Raw genomic sequence first — 21,994 nt, 5'->3', positions numbered from 1 at the left:
GACGCGGCCCGGCAGCGCCGGGTCCTCGGGCAGCAGCTAGTGCGCCAGCGCCAGCAACGGCCGGAACAGCCAGCCCCACAGGTAATTGCCCGCGCCGACGTTCACCATGTCGATGCCCGGCGTCACCAGATAGCCCAGCATCTCCTGATAGGGTTCGCCCCCCGTCTCGCGCATCGTCGGCAGGTAGGTGGCGAGGAACGGCACGATCAGCACCGCAAAGGCGCCCAGGCCGCAGGCGAGCGTCGCACCATGATCGCGCGCCAGCCGCCCCGCCGCGGCAGGCCGCCACCGGCCGCTCAGGGCGGCCCAGCAGGCGACGAACAGGCACGCCGAAAAGATCGTGAACCAGGCCATGTAGTAACCGGTCATCAGCCAGGCGGCGATGAGCGCGGCGAGCATCACCGCCAGCACGCGCGCCCGAACGCGGCGCCCGTCCCGCTCCGCGCGCACCGCGCCGATCGCCAGCATCATCGCCACCGGCTGCAACGCCACGCTCTGCAATTGCGCATGCACCGCCTGCAGGTGGATGTTGCTCGCCACCGTCCACAGCAAGGCGACCAGCGCCCCCGCGATCCAGCCGCGGGCGAGTGTACGGGCGGTCAGCCGATAGGCGGCGACGAAGCCGATCGTCTTGAACGTCCAGATGTTGAGCGTATCGGCGTGAAACGGATCGGCGACCAGTCGCCAGCCGCTGTAGACCAGCCCGTACAGGACATAGCCGTCGTTATAGCCGAGCGTGCCGCGGTACGGATGGAAGTAGAAGGTGTCGCGCCAATGCGCCGCGCCGGTCAGCACGTTGCGCCAATGTTCGAGGATGCTGATCTCGATGATCGCATCGCCGCGCTCACCGAAACCGAGGTCGAACCCGCTCGTCAGCGGCCCGCGAAAGAACAGCGCCATCGCGACGCAATAGGCGAACAGCACCGCAGCGGCCCGGACAGGTCCGCCGTCGCGGTACAGTCTTTCCATCCTCATCGCCTACGGCCGGCACACCGCCATGTCCATATCGGTACCATTCCGGCACCGGACGGCTGCCGGCTGCGGGTGAGGCGGCATACCATCTCAATATTCTCCGTCACCCCGGACTTGTTCCGGGGTCCACCGTGCCGCAAAACCCCTAGTGTATCGATACGCGGCACGGTGGATGCCGGACCAGGTCCGGCATGACGGAGGATTGAAGAACACCCCCGGATCGGACACCTCATATGCGATAGCCCTGCCCTGGCGGGGGAGGATGAAGAGAATCCTCATCTTGAGTGTCGATCAGCCCCAGGACGACGACGGAAGGACGGTGACAGCTTGGCAGACGATCCGATAGGCCGCGCGGCCCCGCTGCGGCGCGCGACGATCACCGATGTCGCGGCCTATGCGAACGTGTCCAAGAAGACGGTGTCGCGGGTCATCAATCGCGAACCCAATGTCACGCCCCGGATGTTCGCCCGCGTCGAGGCGGCGATCCGCGACCTGCACTTCAGCCCCAATGCGCAGGCGCGCAGCCTGGCGCTCGGCCGGTCGTTCCTCGTCGGGCTGATCTACGAAAATCCCAGCCCGACCTACGTCGTCAACATGCAGCTCGGCATCCTCGACGTCCTGCGGCCGGAGGGGATGGAGCTGGTCGTCCATCCCTGCCGGCGCGACGCCGCGACGATGCTCGACGATATCCGCGCGGTGATCCAGCGCCAGCGCCTCGACGGCGTCATCCTGCCGCCGCCCCTGTCGGAGGACGAGGCACTGGTGGCGCTGCTCCAGGCGATCGGCTGCCCCTATGTGCGCATCGCCTGCACCGCCCTCGACGCGCCCGGACGCATGGTGGTGAGCAACGACGCCTGGGGCGCGGCCGAGGCGGCGGAACGGCTCGCCGACCTCGGCCACCGCCGCATCGCCCTCTTGCGGGGTCCCGCCTCCTATCGCTCGTCGCACGTCCGCGGCGATGCCTTCACCGCCGCGCTCGCCGCGCGCGGGCTCGCGGTGGCGGCGGAGCATGATGTGGAGGGCGGCTATACCTTTGAAAGCGGCGTCGCGGCGGGGCACCGGCTGCTCGCCCTCGCCGAACCGCCGACTGCGGTGTTCGCGCTCAACGACGACATGGCGATCGGCGTCATGCAGGCGGCGCGCGAGCGCGGCCTCGCCCTGCCCCAGGACCTGTCCGTCATCGGCTTCGACGATCTGCCGATGGCCGCGCGGGTGTGGCCCAACCTCACCTCCGTCCGGCTGCCGATCCGCGCGATGGGCGCGAGCGCGTCACGCACCCTGCTTGCCGCCCTGTCGGGCGAGATGGCGGAGGGCGACGCCGTGATCCGGCCGACGCTGGTGGCGCGCCAGTCGGACGTAGCGATCTAGGCCCGATCGGCATTCGATCCCCCCGCCAGGGTAGGGCTATTGCAATGGGCCGTCTGATCCGGGGTAGTGTTCTTCAATACTCCGTCATGCCGGACCTGGTCCGGCATCCACCGTGCCGCACACCCATACGCTATGGATTTTGCGCCACGGTGGACCCCGGAACACGTCCGGGGTGACGAAGCATACCGGGATGGCATGCCCCTTCACCCGCAGCCGGCATCGCCGGGCGTTCATACCTCCAGCCCGACGAACACCGCGCCGGTGCGCGTCTTGTCCTGCGCCACATCGAACGCCTCGTTGATCCGGTCGAGCGGAAAGCGATGGGTGATGAGCTTCTGCGTCTGCAACGTGCCGCGCGCCACCAGTTGCAGCACCTCGGCCTGTTCGGCGTAGATGTCGTGATAGGCGAAGCTGGCGCTGGGGATCAGCGTGATCTCCGACATCTGGATCCGCTGCCATTCCAGCGGGATGGGAATCGCGCCCTCGTCGAAGCCGCCGACGATCACCACCCGCCCGCCGCGCCGCACCAGCCGGGTGGCGAGCGGCAGCGTTTCGGGCATGGCTTCGCCGCCCGCGCATTCGAACACGATATCGGCGCCGCGCCCGTCGGTCATCGCCATCACCGCCGCGACCGGATCCTCGCCGGCGGAATCGACGATTCGGTCGGCCCCCAGCTCGCGCGCGAGGTCGAGCGAATGGCGCACGGTGTCGACGATCGCCACCTCGGCGCCGCTCGCCTTGCCCAGCATCAGCTGCCCCAGCCCGATCGGCCCCGCCCCGATGATCGCCACCCGCGCGTTGATCGTCAGCCCGGAGAGGTGCTGCGCATGGAGGCACACCGCATAAGTGTCGAGCAGCGCGGCATCGTCATAGCCGATCGCGTCGGGCAGCTTATAGAATTTGTGGGCCGGCCCGACGACATATTCGGCATAGGCGCGCGACACGCTGGCGCGGCGCGTCGGGTAGAGATCCGGACAGCGATTGTATTGCCGCACGCGGCACCAGGCGCAATGCCCGCAGCCCAGCACCGATTCGATCAGCACCCGGTCGCCCGGCGCGACATGGTCGACCTCGGCACCGACCTCGACCACCTCGCCGGCCAGTTCGTGGCCCATGATGCAGCAGGCGAGATGCTCGTCGGGCTTTTTCCAGTGGCGCAGGTCGGTGCCGCAGATGCCCGCCATGCGGATGCGCGCCTTGACCCAATCGGGGCCGGGCAGCGCAGGCTCCTCCACCTCCTCGATGGCGAAACGTCCGTCGGCGGTCTTGAGCGCGGCCTTCATCGTGCGAACTCCATGGCGATCAAAGCGGGCTGCCGGCGAGGCAGCGTTCCAGCTCGACGGGATCGTGCGCGCAGGCGATCGTCACCGTCTCGCGATGCTCGACCGACAGCCGGCGCAGGCGCTCCTGGTTGGCGAGGCGGCTGGTCGCGTCGACCTCCATCAGCCGCTGATAGGCACGCAGGCCCGGCGTGCAGCGGCGGCGGGCGCCGCGCATCTCCCCGCGATAGAAATAGGCATCGCCTGCGTGCAGCAGCCAGCCGCCGTCCTCGCGGGCCACGGCGACGCCGGCATGGCCCCAGGTGTGGCCCGGCAGCGGCACCAGCAGGATTTCCGGCGGCAGGCCATCGAGGCCGCGCACCGCATCGAAGCCGAACCACCGCTCGCCCTGCGCACCATAGCGCCGCCATTGCTGCACCTCGTCCAGCTGCGAATAGCGCCAGCGATTGCGCGCGACGACGCCCGCGTGCGGCCCAGTCGCATCGTCATATTCGCGTGCCATCACGTGCACGGTCGCTTGCGGGAAATCCTCCAGTCCGCCGGCATGGTCGAAATCGAGGTGCGTCACCACGATGTGCCGCACGTCGGCGGCGGTGAAGCCCAGCGCCTCGATCTGGCGCACCGCGGTATCCTCCTCGCGCAGCCGGATGTTGAGCATCGCCCGCCATGGCCGGGTGATGCGTGGGTCGGGCGCGTCGTGCGGATGCGCGACGTCGCGCAGGCCATAGCCGGTGTCGACCAGCACCAGCCCATGCGCCGCCGTCTCGATCAGCAGGCAATGGCAGACGAGCGTTCCCAGCGGGCCGATGCTGCGCCCGTCGAACAGCGCGCCGCCAAGCGGGCAATCGGTGCCGCAGTTGAGATGGTGGATGCGCATCATGCCCCTCACGATGGCGCGAGGCGGGCAGACGGCCGCGCGCAGGGATAGGTCGAGCGTACGATCCGGCCTACCGACCGCGGTCTGCCTCCGCCGCTCGGGATGCTAAACCCGCCAGCGCCCGCTTGGTCGCGGCACAATATGCCTATTTCACAATGATATAGATCATGTTGCAGCAACCCGCGCCTGCACACGGGCGTTGCCCGCGCCGATGACCCTGCAGCCCCAGATCGCGATCACCGACGCCGAGCGCGAGCGCGGCCTGCGCCTGCTGGTGACGGAGGCGGTCTTTTCGGGCGGCACCGCGGCGCTGACCACCGGCGTCATCCTCACCGCCTTTGCCTTGCATCTCGGCGCATCGAACGTGATGGTCGGCGTGCTCGCCAGCACGCCGTTCCTCGCGCAATTGCTCCAGCTCCCCGCCATCCAGCTGATCGAGCGGCGGCGCCGGCGCAAGCAGATCGCGGTGGCCACCAGCCTCGCCGGCCGGGCGATGCTGGCGGTAATGGCGGCGGCGGCCTTCTTCAGCGGCACCATCCCGCTCCTCGTCTTCCTCGTCGCGCAGCTGGTGCTGTGCGGGCTGGGTGCGATCGGCAGCTGCGCGTGGAACGCCTGGATGCGCGACCTTGCCCCCGAGGAGCGGCTGGGCAGCGTCTTCGCCCGGCGCACGGTGCGGCTGACCGCGATTAGCCTCGTCCTCGGCCTCGCCGCGGCACTGGCACTCGACCTCACCGCGCCGCGCTCGTTCGGGCGCGACCTCGTCTTCGCCGGCATGTTCGCGGCGGGCTGCATCACCGGCCTCGTCAGCGCGCGGGTGGTGGCGGCGATGCCCGAACCGCTGATGCCGCCCGCGCCGGGCCGGATCGATCTCGTCGCGCTGCTGCGCCAGCCGCTGCACGATGCCAATTTCCGCCGCCTGCTCGTCTTCGTCGGCAGCTGGCAGTTTGCGATCAATCTCGCCACGCCCTTCTTCACCGTGTTCATCGTCCGCCAGCTGCACTTGAACATCAGTTTCGTGATGGTGCTGAGCGTCGTCAGCCAGATCGCCAACATCCTGGCGCTGCGCCTTTGGGGCTCGCTGAGCGACCGGTTCGCCAACAAATCGGTGCTCGCGGTCTGCGCGCCGGCCTATATCCTCGCTATCGTCGCGATGATCGGCGCCTCGCAATTCGCCGATCGCGATGCGGTAAAGGCGTGGCTGGTGCTGCTTCACCTGGTGATGGGCGCGACGATCGCCGGCGTGACGCTGACCAGCACCAATATCGCGCTCAAGCTGTCGCCCAAGGGCGCCGCGACCGCCTATATCGCCACCAACGCGATGGTCACCGCCATCGCCGCCGGCCTCGCGCCGATCGTCGGCGGGCTGCTCGCCGATTTCTTCGCGGCGCGCCAGTTCGCGCTGATCGCGCGCTGGACCAGCCCCAACGGCGTGCTTTCGCTGCCGCTGGTGCTGACGCAATGGGACTTCTACTTCCTCCTAGCCGGCCTCATCGGCACTTACGCCATCCACCGCCTGTCGCTGGTCGAGGAGCATGGCGAGATCGAACGCCGCGCGATGGTCGGTCAGGTGCTGAACGAGACCCGCCGCACCATCCGCAACATCTCCAGCGTCGCCGGCCTGCGCGCGGCGACCGACCTCCCGGCGGCCCTGCTGCGCGACGCACGGCTGCGTGTCCGCCTGCGCCGCGCCCAACAGGCCCGCGATGGCACCGGTATAAGTTAGCAAGTAACTGAGATCAGGCAGTTTGCCTGGAACCCGCAAAGCCCGGCCGGCGTAATCCTCGGCGTTCTTGCAACCGGAGAATCCGTATGTCCGATACGGCGATCATCGATGCGCCGACGCCCACCAGCCCCTATCTGCTGGCCCTGCGCGAGGCGCTGCGCCAATCGCATCCGCCGCTTGCCGCCTTCGACGTCGGCGAGCTTCAGGTCGAGTTGCACGCCACCCAGGACTCGCTGTTCGCGATCATCCGCCGTGCCGATGCCGGCGGCCTTGCGGTGCGCACCGCCTTCGTTCCCTCCCCCTTCACGTGCAAGGCGCTGCGGCCCAAGCCCGGCGAAGCGGCACGGGTGCGTCTCACCAGCACGATCGGCGAACATCTGATCCGCTTCACCGCCAATCGCGAGGCGTTGGAGCAATTGCGCATCGTCACCGACTTCACGCCGGCGCAGCCGACCGTGCTGCCCTTCGCTCCGCGCGACCTCTACCCACTCGGCCGCAACGACAATCCGCTCGCGACGCGCGGTACCGTCGAGGCATCGCAGCGCGGGATCAACACCGGCCTCCTCTATTTTCGCATCGACGAGCCGGCGTTCGGCAACGTCCTCTATGTCCAGAACCTCACCGCCTCGAACGCCTATTTCCGCGCCACCGGCACCAAGCCGCGCGAGGTCGTCGGCGGGGCCTGGCCCGAACTCGGCTACACTCTGCCGACACCCTCGCCCAAGGCCGATCCCGCCGACGTAGCGCTCAACTCCGGCGAGACGGTGACGCTGTCGGACGCGTTGCTGGTGTTCCGGCACGAAGCTCCGCCACACGAGCGTGAATCCGCGCGCCAGTTCATCCAGATGCTGGGCGCCGCCTACAAGATGCTGGAATTGCCGCCGGTCGCGTTCCGCGACTGGGTGGACCGCGCCGAGCGCGCCGCGCGCGATCTCGATGCGGCGCCGGAAGCGACGATCCGCCACTACGGTCATCGCTACGTCCATCCCTACACCGCCGCCGAATATCCTGACGTGATGGTGCAGATGTCGGTCGTCACTGCTCTCCACGGCTGGGGCAAGTGGCGCGACGAGCCGCTTGCCCTTGAGGCGGAGCTGAAGGCGGGGATGCGCAAATTCTACGACCCCAAGCTCAAGACGCTGCGCCGCTACCTGCCCAATGTCGGCAAGGACAAGGACGCGGATGCGGTCGACAGCTGGTACCTCTATCACCCCCTGCTCAACCTGGGCGTGCTCGCACTCGACGGGGAGGAGGATGCCCGCGCGCTGTTCCTCGACGCGATCGATTATGGGATCGAAGCGGCCCGCCATTTCGATTACGTCTGGCCGGTCCAGTACAAGGTGACCGACTTTTCGGTCATCACCGCCACGGCGCCCGCCGACGGGCGCGGCCAGACCGATGTCGGCGGCATCTATGCCTGGGTGATGCTGCAGGCGTTCGAATTGACTGACGACAAGACCTATCTCGACGAGGCGCGCGCCGCGCTGGATGCGGCGATGGGGCTGCGCTTCAACGTCAATTACCAGGCGAACCTCACCGCTTGGGGCGCGGCGGCGTGCATGCGGATGTGGCGGATCACCGGCCGCGACGTATACCGCGAACAAAGCTACGTCTACCTTGCCAGCTTCCTGCACAATGCGGTGATCTGGGACAGCCAGATCGGCCATGCCGCATCCTACGAGACGTTCATGGCGGTCACCTGCCTGCAGGATGCGCCCTATATGGCGATGTACGAATGTTTCGACAGCTTCGTCGCGTTCGAACATTATCTCGACGCCGGCGGCCCGGACCTGGAGCCCGAGGCGCGCATGCTGATCGGCGAATATATCAAATATGCGCTGTCCCGAGCTTGGTATTACTACCCGGACGCGCTGCCGCGCGAGGCGATCGCCGAACTGCAGCGAGAGGCGAACGGGCATATCGATCACGCCCTCTCCTTCCCGCTCGAGGATCTCTACCCGGATGGCGAACCTGCGGGCCAGGTCGGGCAGGAGGTGTACGGCGCGGGCGCGGCGTTCATCTTCGCCTCGCGCGCCTTTCACCGGATCGAGAACGCGCCCTTCATACTCTTCTGCGACAATCTGCTGCGCGCCGTCGAGCGCACCGGCGACCGTGCACTGACGCTGAAGCTCGACGGCGGCGAAACCTGCGTCGCCAATCTGCGGCTGGTGCGCCTGAAACGGCGCAAACTGCCCAAGAGCAATGTCACCACGGCGGGCGGCGACGCGGTTCGCCCGCACACGACCTCTGCCGACCGCATCGACTATCACGTGCCCGCCAACGGCCGGCTCGTCATCACCTGGGAATAGGAACGCCATGGCCATCGACCACACCGATCTTGCCGGCAAACGCATCTTGCTGACCGGCGGCACCACCGGCATCGGTCGCGCGACGCTGGCGCTGCTCGCCGCGGAGGGCGCACGGGTGCTCACCTTCGGCCGCCACCAGCAGGAGCTGGACGATGCGCTGGCCAGCACCGCGGGCGGCGCGCACGGGCTCGTCGCCGACGCCGCGACGCACGGCGGGATCGATTCGGTCTTCGCGGCGGTCGACGACACGCTGGGCGGCATCGACATGCTGGTCGCCTGCGCCGCCTTGGGCGCGCAGCCGATCCACGAAATGGCGGACGACGACTGGCGCTATGTCGTCGACACCAACCTCGTCGGCTATCTCGCCTGCGCCAAGGCGGCGATCGCGCGGATGGAGCGGCAGGGCGGTGGCCACCTGCTGTTCGTCGGATCGATCAGCACCGAGATCAAAGCCGCGGGTGAAAGCGTCTATGCCGCAACCAAGGCCGGCATCCAGGCCTTTGCCGAAACGCTGCGCAAGGAGGTGGCGGACAAGAACATCCGGGTGAGCGTGATCCAGCCCGGCTCGATCGACACCGATATGCAGCAGTGCAGCGACGAGGAGAAACGCCGGGCGGTGGCCGATGCAGAGATGCTGCACGCCGAGGAGATCGCCGAGGCGATCCGCTTCGTCCTCACCCGCTCGGCGAACAGCGACGTGGTCAACCTGCGCATCGAACCCTTGATCCAGAAGACGGCCTGACCGCCGATCCGCGTCAGGCGGACATGCGCCCTTAATAGGGCGGCGCGCGGCGCGCGCGCTGCTCGCGCGCCGCATCGGTCCACCAGCCGAGATCGTCGGCGAAGCGGGGGAAGGCCCGCTCCAGCGCCGCGCCGCCCTCGCCCGTAGGCGTGCCGTCCGCATCGAAGGCGCGGGCGATGCCGCCGACCGCCAGCGTGCTCGACGTGACCACCATCCCCATCTCCGACAGGATGCCGTGCCAGGCGAGTCCGGCGCGCGCGCCGGCGAACCGGCCGGCGGAATAGCTGGCGATCGCCGCGGGGCGCCAATACCATTCCTCCAGGAAATGGTCGGTCAGGTTCTTGAGGCCCGGCTGTACGCTCCAGTTATATTCGCCGGTGACGAAGACGAAGGCGTCGGCCGCGCGGATCTTCGCCGCCAGTTCCGCCATCGCCGGCGGCGCCTCGCCTTGCCGATATTCCTTGAACATGCGGTCGAGCATCGGCAGCCCGACCGCCTTGGCGTCGATCAGCTCGGGCTCGGCCCCACGCGCACGAAAGGCGGTGACCAGCCATTCGGCCAGCGCGATGCCCTGCCGGTCGGACCGGTACGAGCCGTAGAGGATCAGGATGCGGTCGGCCATGAGACGGGTCCTTGCAGAGGAAAAGGGGCGCGGTGAGACGATCACCGCGCCCGTCGTGCTCAACCTTCGATGAAGGCGAGCAGGTCCGCGTTGATGACATCGGCATGCGTGGTCGGCATGCCGTGCGGCAGGCCGGGATAGCTCTTCAGCACGGCGCCCGCGACGATATCGGCGGACAGCTTGCCCGTCGTCGCGAACGGCACCACCTGATCGTCCTCGCCGTGCATCACCAGCGTCGGCACGCGGATCGCCTGCAGGTCGGCGGTGAAGTCGGTTTCCGAAAACGCCTTGATGCCGAGCGTGTGGGCGAGGATGCTGCCCGTCATCCCCTGCCGCCACCAGTTGCGGCGCACGCCGTCCTTCACCTCGGCGCCGTCGCGGTTGTAGCCGAAGAAGGGCAAGGTGAAGTCCCAGAAGAATTGCGCGCGATTGGTCGCGGTCTGGGTGCGCACCTCGTCGAACACTGCGATCGGCACGCCATCGGGATTCGCGTCCGTCTGGACCATGATCGGCGCGACCGCGCTGACCAGCACCGCCTTGGCGACCCGGCCCGGCTTGGCCTGTGCGACGTAGCGCGCCACCTCGCCGCCGCCGGTCGAATGGCCGACGTGGATGGCTTGCCGGTGATCCAGCGCGTCGGTCAGGGCGACCACGTCGGCGACATAGCTGTCCATGTCGTGGCCGGTCGCCGATTGCGAGGAGCGACCATGCCCGCGCCGGTCGTGCGCGACGACGCGATAGCCCTTGGCGACGAAGAACATCATCTGCGCATCCCAGTCGTCCGAACTCAGCGGCCAACCGTGATGGAAGTGGATGACCTGGGCATCGCGCGGGCCCCAGTCCTTGTAGAAGATCTCGGTCCCGTCGGCGCTGGTGATGAAGGGCATGGTCTGTCTCCCTGTTCGACGATGGTTGGCGTCAGGCGGCGTCGACGAGGACGATTTCGGCATCCTCCAGCGCCGTGACGGAGAGGATGGCCTCATCCTTGATCGCGGCGCCATCACGTGCATCGATCCGCACGCCATTCACGTCGATCGCGCCGGTGGCGGGGACGAGATAGGCGTGGTGGCCGGCGCCGAGCGCATATTCGGCCGTCTCGCCCGCCTTGATCGTCGCGCCGAGCACGCGGGCATCGGTGCGAATCGGCAGCGCGTCCGTATCGCCGTCGATGCCGCTCGCCAGCGTCACGAACGTCCCCGCGCGGTCGCCCTTGGGAAAGGGCTTGGCGCCCCAGGACGGCTGGCCGCCGCGGCTCTTGGGCTCGATCCAGATCTGGAAGATGCGGGTCTCGCCGGGTTCGCGGTTGTATTCCGAATGGCGCACGCCGGAGCCCGCGCTCATCACCTGCACGTCGCCCGCCTCGGTACGGCCGATGTTGCCGAGCGAATCCTGATGCGTGATCGCGCCGTCGCGGACGTAGGTGATGATCTCCATGTCGGCATGCGGATGCGGCGGAAAGCCGGTGCCGGCGGCGATCGTGTCGTCGTTCCACACCCGGATCGGCCCCCAGCCCATCTTGGCGGGATCATAGTAGCTGGCGAACGAGAAATGGTGCTTGGCATCGAGCCAGCCGTGGTTGGCACCACCGAGTTCGGCGAAGGGGCGGCGTTCGATCATGGCGTATCTCCTTGGCGGGGAGCGGCGTTTCGCTCCGTTGCAAGCAAGATGGGCGATGATGCCGCTTGACGAAACGGCAATGATGGCATTGCATCGTTGCCGAAAATGCCACGTCGTCTACCCGATCTCGAAGCCTGGGCGATCTTCGCCAAGGTCGCCGAAACCGGCTCCTTCGCGCGTGCCGCGCAGGAGCTCGGCCTCGCCAATCCCACCGTGTCGAAGGCGATCGCCCGGCTGGAGGAGCGACTGGGCGTTGCGTTGCTCGCGCGCACCTCGCGGCAGGTGACGCTGACCGACGGCGGTCGCGGCGTGCTGGAGCGCGCCACCCGCATCCTGCGCGAGGGCGAGGCGGCCGAGGACGAAGCGACCGAACAATCGGCGGCGCCGCGCGGCCGCGTCAGGGTGAGCGCGCCGCTGTCGTTCGGGATCGGCTATATGGCGGCGACGTTGCCCGGCTTCCTCGCCGCCTATCCCGAGGTGACGCTGGATATCGCGCTGAGCGACCGGCACGTCGACCTGATCGCCGATGGTTTCGACCTGGCGCTGCGCATCGCGCGGCTGGAGGATTCGTCGCTGCTCGCGCGGCGGCTGTGCACGGTGCGACTGCTGCTGGTCCCGGCGGCGCCTCGCCGGGGCTGTGGCGCTTCACCCATCCGCAGTTCGGCGAGGAGGCGGTGACCCCCCGCGTCGGCCTGTGGACCGACAATGCCGACCTGCTCGCCCCCGCCCTGCGCGCCGGCGCGGGGCTGGCCCTGCAACCCGAATTCCTCGTCTGGCGCGACCTGCAGGACGGCGCGCTGGAGGTCGTGATGCCCGACTGGTCCGCGCCTCCCCTCGCGCTCTACCTGCTGATGCCACCCTCCCCGCTCAGGCCGCTGCGCGTGCAGGTGGTGATCGACCATCTCGCGCAGGCGCTGAAGGAGGCGCCGTGGAGCTGCGACCAGGGGTGATCGGTCGAACGGGACCCGATACCGCCACCCCCTAGCCGCGCACCGGATCACACCGCCAGCTGCTGGTTGCCGCGCAGCCTCAGCGTCCTGCTCCCCTGCCCCGGCCGCACCAGCACGACCCGCTGCGGCGCCGGATCGACGCCGACCAGCCGCTTCGGCACGCCCGCCGCGTCGGTCACCAGCCGCGCTGCGCCGCCCGAGACGCGCGCCACCGGCCGGCCGTCCAGCGTCAACTCCGCGCCATCGCCGCGATAGCGGATCGCCGCCCGCCGCCCGCCGTCGGTGCGCAGCGTCAGCACCGCGTCGCGGGCGGCGGCATGCCGCGGCCGGATCGTCCAGTGCAGGTCCTCGCCCTCCTCGCGCACGCCGATCAGACGCCAGGTATAGTCCACCATCACCAGCGCGCAGGGCGAGTAATCGGGCTCGTCCGCCCCCTTGGTAAAAACGCCGGTGTCGGGGTCGATCTGCTGGCGGAAGCTCATGTCCGCCTGGATCGCCTCGCACCATTGATCCATCATCCGCGTGAACTCGGCGCCACGGCCGTAATGGTCGAACCAGCGACCGGCGCGAAGCGCGGTCAGCGCCTGCGAGGCGCCGCCCCAGCTGTTCGCCGGGATCGGCCGCACGAACGTCGGGTCGTTCACCGCGATCGAGGGCAGCGGGAATCGTGTCCAGAACGCCTTGGGGTTACCCAGCTGCCGTTCCCACATCCGGTCGAACATCGCCTGGTCCGGCACCCGTTCGCCGCACATCCGGCTGAGGATGTCGGATCGGATCGCGACGAACCGGTCCTGCGGATCGCGATCGTAGAAGGCCGCATCCTCCGCCGACCAGAGGCGCGCGACGATCGCGCCCCGCAAAGCCTCGGCCCGCTCGCGCCAGCGCTCCGCCTCCACCCGCCGGCCGAGCGCATCCGCCATCGCCGCCAGCGCCAGTCGGCCGCCATAGACGGTCGCCGACAGGTCGGGGCACAGCCGCGGCAGCGCGGGGTCGGCGGCATGCACCTTGGCGTTCTTGTTGGGGCATTGGTTGGGAAGGCCCCGCCAGCGCGGGCTGTTGTCGTGCCCGGTGTCGTAGGTGCAGAACCCCTCGACCAGGCCGGTCCGCCGCGTGTCCCGATAGCGACCCAGCCACGTATCCCACATCGCACCGCCGCGATACGCCTGTTCGAGCAACGCCGAATCGCCGGTCGCTCGGGCGAGTTCCCAGGCGGTGGCGGCGATCGGCACCACCATCTGGATCTGGCCGAAGCCGGTCTCCGTCTCCTTGTTGTTCGCCGGCAGCTGCCCGTCGGCACGTTGCAGCTCGAAAAAGGTGAGGTGGCTGTCGCGCGCCACGTCGGGCCGCCATTTGCGATAGACCAGCGCCTCGTGCGGCCCACATTCCTGCCAGATGCCGCGGTACACCGATCCCTCGATCAGCACCGGCCGGTTGACATAGGGCATGACCTGCACGTTGCCGGCGAGGATGGCGAGCGCCTTGTCATAGGCGGCCTGCCAGCGCGCGTTGCCGGTGGCGAAATGCGGCGCATCCGGATCGGCGGGGGCCGCGGCGGCGCGCACCGCGCCCGGCACGGTCAGCGCCGCACCGGCGGCGAGGAACAGGCGGCGATCGATCATGCGGCATCTCCCGACAGGGGTTCGACGCGGACCCAGTCGATGTCGATCGACCCGCCCGGCGTCTTGTGCGTGTAGGTGAACAGCGCCGGCCGCGACCCCTTCCACCACGAAAAGCGCGCCAGCGGAATGGCATCGCCGAGCGCGACGAACCGGCGCCCGCCGTCCAGGCTGTAGCTGTAGCGCACCGTCTGTTCCGGCCCCACCTCGGCGCGCAGGTCGATACCGCGCCCGGTCAGCGCGACCGAAGGCGTCTCGCGCCCCTTGCTCGCCAGCGTCACGCGCGTGACGTCGCCATCGCGCACCAGCCCGATCCAGCTCGGCCGCACGCCGAACAGCGACAGGCCGGCGCGCTGGCCGTCGGTCATCCGGGCTGGATCGATGCGCACGGTGATTCGGCGGCGCGGCCCCTGCAGAATCTGCGTCAGCGTGTTGCGCGCGGTGACCAGGTTATCCGCCCGCCCCGCGGTCAGCCGCAGGAAGCCGGGCCGCGCGGTCAGGCTCCACCGGGCGGGATCGGGATTGTGGTTCCATTCCCATTGCACGCCGAGTCGCGGAGCGTCGAAGCCGTCCGAATCCTGCAATCGGTCGCGCGTCGGCGGCGACCCGGTATGCGGCATGCGGAAGGTCGTGACCGGCTGGCCGCCGTTCGTGCCGGGGATCGGTTGCCCGATCATCGGCCAATCGTCCTTCCAGACGAGCGGCTCCAGATAGGTGATCCGGCCGAACGCCCCGGTGCTGTTGAAGTGGACGAACCAGCCCTCGCCGGAGGGCGTCTCCACCCAGCCGCCCTGGTGCGGCCCCTGCACCGCGGTGCTCCCCTGACTCAGCACCACCCGCTGTTCGTACGGCCCGCGGATCGATCGCGAACGCAGCGCCACCTGCGCGCCCTTCTCGACGCCGCCGAAGGGCGCGAGGATGTAGTAATAGCCGCCCCGCTTGTAGACCTTCGGTCCTTCGAGGATCGGCAGGTTTGCCTTGTCCTCGACGATCACCGTGCCGGCATCCAGCACGCGGGTGCCGTCCGCGCTCATGCGGTGCAGGATCAGCGGACCGGCACCGTGGCGCGAATGCACCAGCCAGGCGGTGCCGTCATCGTCCCAAAACGGGCAGGGATCCTCCAGCAGCGGCTGGTCGATCACCTTGACCGGCGCGCTCCACGGCCCCTCCGCCCGCGCCGCGGTCGCCATGAAGATGCCCTCGTCGGGTGTCGCCCAATAGACGTAGAAGCGGCCGGCATGGAAGCGGATCGACGGCGCCCAGACGCCGCCGGCATAACGCGTGCCGCCGACCGGCTTGGAGATCGCATCGGTCAGCATGTGCGGCCCCGGCATGTCGTATTCCGGCGCGAACGGCAGCCGGGGCAGGACGTGGCCGAGGATACGCCAATGCACCAGATCGCTGGAGGCGAGAATCGGAATGCCCGGCGATAAATGGAAGCTGGAGGCGACCATGTAATAGGTCTTGCCGACCCGGATCACGTCGGGATCGGAATAGTCGGCATAGAGGATCGGATTGGCATAGGTCTTCGCCGCAGGTCCGGCATCGACGCCGGCCGATCCGGTCGCCAGCAGGCACGCGGCGAGCCACCAGCCCTTGGTCCGTCCGGTCATCCAGTCTCTCCCTCTTCGTGGGCGGTGCTGCTGCCCCGCCTCGTTAGCGCTATCTCGCTCCCGAAGCTCGGGCAGCGGGAATCAAGTCCGACATATAGCCGTCCCATCAAACGGTTAGGCCACATCCATGATGGTAACGCTACCTCTTGACACCGCATCCCTCAACCATAATAAGGCTTCCCATAATATGGTACGCCAATCCGCCGAGGGGGCGGAGAGGCACAGCGGATTGTCCGCCGATACACCGCGAGCGCTGGCCGGTCCTGCGACCGAGCACAGCGCCGCAACAAAGGGAGGATTGCATGAAGGACCTCGTCCACCGCCGCCGTCGCGCGCAGTTCCTGTGCGGCACGATGCTCGCACTCGGTCTTGCCGCCGCGCCCGCCGCCGCGCAGACCGCCGTGCAGCCCGGCGCCGCCACGCCCGCGACCACCACCGGCGAACAGCCGCAGCTGCCGCCCGCGCCGACCGACGCCGATGGCAACTCGCAGACCAGCACGGTGCAGGATCCCAACGGCCAGGCCGGCAGCGCGGTCAACGCCGCTGGCCAGGCCGCCGATGAAGGCACCGGCGCCGATATCGTCGTGACGGGATCGCGCATCGCCCGCAACGGCTTCGATGCCTCCACCCCGGTCAGCGTCGTCGACGCCAACGACATCAAGCTGTCCGGCAACGTCAACGTCGAACGCACGCTCAGCCAGCTGCCGCAGGCGGTGGGCTCGCAATTGGGCGGCGCCACCTCCAACACCGTTCCGGGCGGCTATGCCGACGTCAACCTGCGCGGCTTCGGCTCGACCCGCAACCTGGTGCTGGTCAACGGCCGCCGCTTCGCGATCTTCGGCCCCGAACAGGTCACTGACCTCAATACCATTCCCTCAACTCTGGTCGCGCGGACCGAGATCGTCACCGGCGGCTCCTCCGCCGTCTATGGCTCGGACGCGATCACCGGCGTCGTCAACTTCATCATCCGCGACGATTTCGAAGGCGTCGAGGGTCGCGCGCAGGTCAACATGGACCGACCGACCGGCACCCCCGTCTACAATTTCGACCTGACGCTCGGCGGCAACTTCGCCGAGGGCAAGGGCAACCTCGTCGTCGCCGGCAATTACCTGAAGCGCGGCGCGATCACCCGTGGCGAGCGCGGCAGCTTCGCCTATGATTCGCTGCAGGACGGCTGCGTCACCCGTGATACGGTCAGCGCGACCCGCGCCGGCACGCCCTTCACCCCCGCCGCCGGCCTCGGCTGCGTGGCGGGCGGCGGTGCGCTGGGCTTCGTCGCCGGCGGCAGCGGCGACATCCCCAACGGCCGCTTCTCCGGCATCCCCGCATTCGGCGGATCGAATGCCGCGCTCAACGCGGCCTATGCGGCGGCGGGGCTCGGCCAGCTGACCAGCCGCGGCTTCACCTTCAACAACGCCGGCACCGCCGCGCGTCCGCAGATCACACCGCAGGACGATTTCAACCTCGGCCCCGACAATTACCTGATCCAGCCACAGGAACGCTGGATGATCAACAGCTTCGGTCACTACGACTTCAGCGACAAGATCACCGGCTACATGGAGCTGCATTACAGCAACAACGTGGTCGATGCGCGGCTTGCGCCGACCAACGTCGGCTCGCCGACGCTGTTCAACGTCAACAATCCCTATCTGACGCCGCAATTGCAGGCGGTGCTGCGCCAGCTCGACCTCGCCGAGACCGGCACCACCACCGTCACCAGCGGCACGCTGACCCGCACCACCACGCCGGGCGACGGCCTCGCCGTGCTGACCGCCGGCCGCCGCTACGTCGAGGTCGGCGCGCGTCAGGCGAGCGAGCGGCGCAACGTGTTCCGTGGTGCCTGGGGCTTCCGCGGCGACCTGGGCGACGTCAGCGAGAATTTTCTGACCGACCTCAAGTACGACGTCTACTACACCTATGCGCGCAGCGAGGACACGTTGCTGCTGCGCAACGCCATCTCGCGCAGCCGCCTGCAACAGAACCTCCTCTCGGTGAACGGCGCGGCGCCGGTCTGCAACATCTTCGGTGCCAACGTCTCGGCCGCCTGCGCCTCGGCGATCGCGATCAGCGCCACCAACACGACGATCGCGACGCAGCAGGTCGCGCAAGGCAGCATCACCGGCAACCTGTTCAAGCTGCCCGCCGGTCCGGTCGGCTTCTCCTACGGCTATGAATGGCGCAAGACGAGCGCGCAGTTCACCCCCGACAGCTTCCTGTCGTCGGGCGACGTCGCCGGCTTCAACCCCGGCCTACCGACGCGCGGCAGCACCAGCGTCAAGGAAGTGTTTGGCGAAATTCGCGTGCCGCTGATCCATGACACGCCGTTCATCGACAGCCTCGTCGCCAACGGCGCGTTCCGCTATTCCAACTACAGCCTGTCCGGCGTCGGCGGGGTGTGGACCTATCTCGGCGGGCTCGACTGGCGAGTAAACCGCGATCTCGCCTTCCGCGGTCAGTATCAGCGCGCGATCCGCGCACCCAACGTCGGCGAGTTGTACGGCGGCATCAATCGCGTCGTCGGCGTCGCCACCGACCCCTGCTCCAGCCGCGCGCCCGCTGCGCAGCAGACCGCGGCGGTGCGCGCAGTGTGCATCGCCACCGGCGTGCCGGCAGCGAACGTCTTCACCTCCGTGGTGCAGCCCAACACGATCATTCCTGCCGATTTCGGCGGAAACCCGAACCTCGGCGCGGAAAAGTCGGACACCTATACCGCCGGCGTCGTCATCACGCCCCAGGCGGCACCGCGCCTGTACCTCAGCGTCGATTATTTCAACATTACGCTGGAAGGGGCGGTATCCTCGCTCGGCGGCGGTCTGCAAAACACATTCAACCTCTGCTACACCGTCCTCCAAAATGCCGACAGCGAGTTCTGCCGCGCGATCAACCGCAATCCGACCACGGGCGAAATCAACGATCCCTATGTCGCGCGAATTCTCAATGCGAATACTGGGTCTCTCAAGACTTCGGGCATCGACTTCGCTGCACGCTACCGCGTCAACCTTGGCTTCGGCCTGCCCGGCTTCGGCAGCAGCAGTTCGATCGACTTCGGCACCAACTATACCTGGCTCGCCGAATTCACCTCGACGCCGGTCGCGGCCTTCCCCAACATCCAGAACAAGTGCGCCGGGTCGTTCGGCCCGACCTGCGGCCAGCCGCTGCCGCGCTGGCGGGGCACCAGCCGCATCACCTGGAACATCGAGGATCTGAGCCTCAGCCTGCGCCACCGCTATGTCGGGCCGGTCACCACCGATCGCTTCGTGGTGCCGCTGCGTCAAGGATCGGCGGCGACGCCGACACTTGCCAGCATCTCCTTCCCCAAGCTCAACGACCGCAACTATTTCGACCTGTCGTTCAGCTACGACATCGCCAAGCAGATCCAGCTGTTCGGCGGCGCCAACAACATCTTCAACACCAACCCGCCGATCACCACGCAGGGGCCGAACGCCAATACCTTCTCGGCGACCTATGACGTGCTCGGCACCGAATTCTTCCTGGGTGCGACCCTGAAGTTCTAACCGTCCCCTCCCTGGGCGGGGCGGCCCGTTTGCCGCCCCGCCCGCTTTTGTCTGCAAAGGAGCCGGTCGCGATGACGCTCGATCGCCGTTCGATCATCATGGGCGGGTCGGCAGGACTCGCTGCCCTGTCCGCGGGCGCCACGGCACAAACCGGCGCGCCTGCCGCCGTCTCCTCCGGTGAGGGCTGGCTCAACGTCCGCCACTTCGGCGCGAAGGGCGACGGCATCACCATCGACACCCCCGCCGTCAACCGCGCAATCGAGGCGGCGGCGGCGCGCGGCGGCGGCACGGTGCTGATCCCGGCGGGCACCTATGCCTGCTACACCATCCGCCTGAAGAGCCGCGTCACCCTTTACCTCGACGCTGGCGCGACGATCCTCGCCGCCGCACCGGGCGCCGGCGGCGGCTACGACCATGCCGAGCCCAACCCGTGGGACATGTTCCAGGATTTCGGCCACAGCCACTGGAAGAACAGCCTGATCTGGGGCGAGGGGCTGCACGATATCGCGATCCTCGGCCAAGGCCTGATCTGGGGCAAGGGCCTCGGCCGCGGCGACGGCAAGGACAATTGGCTGAAGGACCCCAACGGTCCCGGCACCGGCAACAAGGCGATCGCGCTCAAGAATTGCCGCAACGTCCTGCTCCGCGATTTCCGCATGCTGGAGGGCGGCTGGTTCGCGCTGCTCGCCACCGGCGTCGACAATCTCACCATCGACAATCTGCTGGTCGACACCAACCGCGACGGCTTCGACGTCGATTGCTGCCGCAACGTCCGGATCAGCAACTGCACGGTCAATTCGCCCTATGACGATGCGATCTGCCCCAAGAGCAGCTATGCGCTCGGCGAACCGCGCATCACCGAAAACCTGACGATCGCCAACTGCTTCGTCACCGGCAATTACCGGATCGGCTCGGTGCTCGACGGCACCTGGCAGAAGATGCCCGCATCGTTCGCCAAGACGATCCACGGCCGCATCAAGTTCGGCACGGAAAGCAACGGCGGCTTCCGCAACATCGCGATCAGCAATTGCGTGTTCGAGGACAGCCGCGGCCTCGCCTTCGAAACGGTCGATGGTGCGATGATCGAGGATGTCGTGGTCAGCAACATCACGATGCGCGGCATCGTCGATGCGCCCTTGTTCCTGCGCCTCGGCAAGCGGATGCGCGGGCCGAAGGGGCGGGCGATCGGCACCATGCGCCGCATCCGCATCCAGAATCTCGTCAGTTCGAACGCGACGATGCTGCCCTCGGTCATCGCCGGCCTTGCCGGCCACCCGATCGAGGACGTGGCGATCAGCGACGTCCACCTCCACCATGTCGGCGGCGCACCGGCGGCGATGGCGCGGCTGCAGCCCCCCGAGGAGGAATTGGGCTACCCCGAAGCGACGATGTTCGGCGATCTCCCCGCGACGGGTCTGTTCGCGCGCCACGTCCGCGGCCTCGGCCTGAGCAACGTCGAGGTCGCGGTTGCCGCCGCCGATCCGCGCCCCGCCATCCGCCTGGAGGATGTCGCCGGCGTCGACGCGTTCCGCATGACGGTGCCGGCCGGTATCGGCTTCGCGCTTCGCGACGTGACCGACTTCCGCAGCTTCGGCAGCCGCTCGCTGCCCGACCGCACGATCGCAGGACCGTTCACGGGAGAGATCGGACGATGACGATCGACCGGCGCACCCTGATCGGCGGCATGGCAGCACTCGCACTGCCGCTGCCCGCCGCAGCCAGGGGCCGCGATACGCTGGGCGGCATCGCCGCAGCCAAGGGCATCCGGTTCGGCAGCACGATGGGCCACAAGAACTTCTACGATCCCGCCTATCGCGCGCTCAATGCCCGCGAATGCGCGTTGGTGGTGCCGGAAACCGAGATGAAATGGTCTGCGACCCGGCCTGACGCGCGGACCTTCGACTTTCGCGCTGCCGACCGCATCGTCGATTGGGCGAGCGCCAACGGGCTCGGCGTGCGCGGCCATACGCTGCTCTGGCATTCCGAACGCTGGATGCCGGATTGGATCAAGACCTACGATTTCGGCGCCAACCCGCGGGCCGAGGCGGAGCGACTGCTCGCCGACCATGTGCGCACCGTCGCCGGCCGCTATGCCCCCCGCGTAGACAGTTTCGACGTGGTCAACGAAGCGATCGATTCCGACACCGGCACATTGCGCGAGACGGCGCTGTCCAAGCCGATCGGGGCGCAGGCGGTGATCGACATCGCCTTCCACACCGCGCGCCAGGCGGCGCCTAACGCGCAACTCGTCTACAACGACTATATGGGCTGGCGGCAGGACGAGGCCGTGCACCGCGCCGCCGTGCTCAAGCTGCTCGAAGGCATGAAGGCGCGCGGCACGCCCGTCGATGCGCTTGGGGTGCAGAGCCATCTCGGCAGCAAGTACAGCGACAGTCCGACCGGGCTTGGCGCGATCGACGAACTCGGCTGGCGCGACTTCCTCGATGCCGTGACGGGGATGGGCCTCGACCTGCTGGTCACCGAGATGGACGTGCACGACAATCCCCTGCCCGGTGCCATCGCGCGGCGCGATGCCGAGGTCGCGACGCATACCCGCGCCTATCTCGACCTGATGCTCTCCTACCCCCAGACGAAGACGGTGATGTGCTGGGGGCTGAGCGACCGCTACAGCTGGCTCAACGGCTTCCGCCCGCGCGCCGACGGGTTGCCCAAGCGCCCGTGTCCGTTCGACGCCGCCTTTCGCCCCAAGCCGATGCGCGACGCCATCGCCGCGGCCTTCGCCGCCGCCCCGCCACGCGCCTGAGCGGTTTTTTTGCAAAATAGGGTGCG

At 68.2% G+C, this 21,994-nt stretch carries 17 protein-coding genes; 9 read left to right on the top strand and 8 right to left on the bottom strand.

Annotated features, from left to right (window positions below):
* Positions 1-36: 36 nt before the first annotated feature.
* Positions 37-969 (bottom strand): hypothetical protein, encoded by a 933-nt coding sequence (locus tag AC4GY7_RS16765; RefSeq protein WP_491116169.1) that lies wholly within the window; start codon positions 967-969, stop codon positions 37-39.
* Between the two features lie 330 nt (positions 970-1,299).
* On the opposite strand from AC4GY7_RS16765, the gene AC4GY7_RS16760 reads away from it, so the two are divergent.
* Positions 1,300-2,340, top strand: coding sequence for a LacI family DNA-binding transcriptional regulator (locus AC4GY7_RS16760; RefSeq protein ID WP_491116167.1), 1,041 nt, complete (start codon positions 1,300-1,302; stop codon positions 2,338-2,340).
* A gap of 230 nt (positions 2,341-2,570) precedes the next feature.
* Here AC4GY7_RS16760 and AC4GY7_RS16755 read toward each other — a convergent pair whose 3' ends face one another.
* Positions 2,571-3,623 carry a zinc-dependent alcohol dehydrogenase gene (locus tag AC4GY7_RS16755; protein WP_491116165.1) on the bottom strand — a complete coding sequence of 351 codons (1,053 nt, stop codon included), beginning with the start codon at positions 3,621-3,623 and terminating at the stop codon, positions 2,571-2,573.
* 19 nt (positions 3,624-3,642) lie between these two features.
* Positions 3,643-4,500: an MBL fold metallo-hydrolase gene (locus AC4GY7_RS16750; RefSeq protein WP_491116163.1), complete on the bottom strand. Its 858-nt coding sequence runs from the start codon at positions 4,498-4,500 to the stop codon at positions 3,643-3,645.
* A 208-nt stretch (positions 4,501-4,708) separates the two neighbouring features.
* On the opposite strand from AC4GY7_RS16750, the gene AC4GY7_RS16745 reads away from it, so the two are divergent.
* From AC4GY7_RS16745 to AC4GY7_RS16735, 3 genes are all read left to right on the top strand, one after another.
* Positions 4,709-6,220, top strand: coding sequence for an MFS transporter (locus tag AC4GY7_RS16745; RefSeq protein ID WP_491116161.1), 1,512 nt, complete (start codon positions 4,709-4,711; stop codon positions 6,218-6,220).
* Between the two features lie 86 nt (positions 6,221-6,306).
* Positions 6,307-8,529, top strand: a complete 2,223-nt coding sequence (locus AC4GY7_RS16740) for a hypothetical protein (RefSeq protein ID WP_491116159.1) — start codon at positions 6,307-6,309, stop codon at positions 8,527-8,529.
* A 7-nt stretch (positions 8,530-8,536) separates the two neighbouring features.
* Positions 8,537-9,271 (top strand): SDR family oxidoreductase, encoded by a 735-nt coding sequence (locus tag AC4GY7_RS16735; RefSeq protein WP_491116157.1) that lies wholly within the window; start codon positions 8,537-8,539, stop codon positions 9,269-9,271.
* 31 nt (positions 9,272-9,302) lie between these two features.
* On the opposite strand, the gene AC4GY7_RS16730 is transcribed toward AC4GY7_RS16735, so the two are convergent.
* From AC4GY7_RS16730 to AC4GY7_RS16720, 3 genes are read right to left on the bottom strand one after another with little or no spacing between them, the layout of a single operon-like run.
* Positions 9,303-9,893, bottom strand: a complete 591-nt coding sequence (locus AC4GY7_RS16730) for an NADPH-dependent FMN reductase (RefSeq protein WP_491116155.1) — start codon at positions 9,891-9,893, stop codon at positions 9,303-9,305.
* Positions 9,894-9,952: 59 nt separating this feature from the next.
* Complete coding sequence (locus AC4GY7_RS16725) at positions 9,953-10,780, bottom strand: alpha/beta fold hydrolase (RefSeq protein WP_491116153.1); 828 nt, start codon at positions 10,778-10,780, stop codon at positions 9,953-9,955.
* 31 nt (positions 10,781-10,811) lie between these two features.
* Positions 10,812-11,510 carry a pirin family protein gene (locus AC4GY7_RS16720; protein ID WP_491116151.1) on the bottom strand — a complete coding sequence of 233 codons (699 nt, stop codon included), beginning with the start codon at positions 11,508-11,510 and terminating at the stop codon, positions 10,812-10,814.
* A 105-nt stretch (positions 11,511-11,615) separates the two neighbouring features.
* Here AC4GY7_RS16720 and AC4GY7_RS16715 point away from each other — a divergent pair, with 105 nt between their 5' ends.
* Together AC4GY7_RS16715 and AC4GY7_RS16710 are read left to right on the top strand one after the other, a co-directional pair.
* Positions 11,616-12,188: a LysR family transcriptional regulator gene (locus AC4GY7_RS16715; protein WP_491116149.1), complete on the top strand. Its 573-nt coding sequence runs from the start codon at positions 11,616-11,618 to the stop codon at positions 12,186-12,188.
* The gene (locus AC4GY7_RS16710; RefSeq protein ID WP_491116148.1) at positions 12,185-12,460 is read left to right on the top strand and encodes a LysR substrate-binding domain-containing protein; all 276 of its coding nucleotides are present in this window, start codon (positions 12,185-12,187) and stop codon (positions 12,458-12,460) included. Before AC4GY7_RS16715 ends, AC4GY7_RS16710 begins: the two co-directional genes overlap by 4 nt.
* A 47-nt stretch (positions 12,461-12,507) precedes the next feature.
* On the opposite strand, the gene AC4GY7_RS16705 is transcribed toward AC4GY7_RS16710, so the two are convergent.
* Positions 12,508-14,079: an MGH1-like glycoside hydrolase domain-containing protein gene (locus AC4GY7_RS16705; RefSeq protein WP_491116146.1), complete on the bottom strand. Its 1,572-nt coding sequence runs from the start codon at positions 14,077-14,079 to the stop codon at positions 12,508-12,510.
* Positions 14,076-15,689 carry a glycoside hydrolase family 43 protein gene (locus AC4GY7_RS16700; RefSeq protein ID WP_491116144.1) on the bottom strand — a complete coding sequence of 538 codons (1,614 nt, stop codon included), beginning with the start codon at positions 15,687-15,689 and terminating at the stop codon, positions 14,076-14,078. The genes AC4GY7_RS16705 and AC4GY7_RS16700 overlap by 4 nt, the downstream gene beginning before the upstream one ends.
* Positions 15,690-15,991: 302 nt before the next feature.
* Here AC4GY7_RS16700 and AC4GY7_RS16695 point away from each other — a divergent pair, with 302 nt between their 5' ends.
* The 3 genes from AC4GY7_RS16695 to AC4GY7_RS16685 all read left to right on the top strand — a co-directional run bounded on the left by AC4GY7_RS16695 (position 15,992) and on the right by AC4GY7_RS16685 (position 21,968).
* Positions 15,992-19,204, top strand: a complete 3,213-nt coding sequence (locus tag AC4GY7_RS16695) for a TonB-dependent receptor domain-containing protein (protein ID WP_491116142.1) — start codon at positions 15,992-15,994, stop codon at positions 19,202-19,204.
* Between the two features lie 71 nt (positions 19,205-19,275).
* Positions 19,276-20,859, top strand: coding sequence for a rhamnogalacturonidase (locus tag AC4GY7_RS16690; RefSeq protein WP_491116140.1), 1,584 nt, complete (start codon positions 19,276-19,278; stop codon positions 20,857-20,859).
* A complete protein-coding gene (locus tag AC4GY7_RS16685; protein ID WP_491116138.1) occupies positions 20,856-21,968 on the top strand; it encodes an endo-1,4-beta-xylanase in 1,113 nt (370 codons plus the stop codon). The genes AC4GY7_RS16690 and AC4GY7_RS16685 overlap by 4 nt, the downstream gene beginning before the upstream one ends.
* Positions 21,969-21,994 lie beyond the last annotated feature (26 nt).

The sequence above is a fragment of the Sphingomonas sp. SP5 genome (assembly GCF_058313455.1).
The sequence above is the reverse complement of the archived record's forward strand: the minus strand, read 5'-3'. Positions and strand labels throughout refer to the sequence as shown.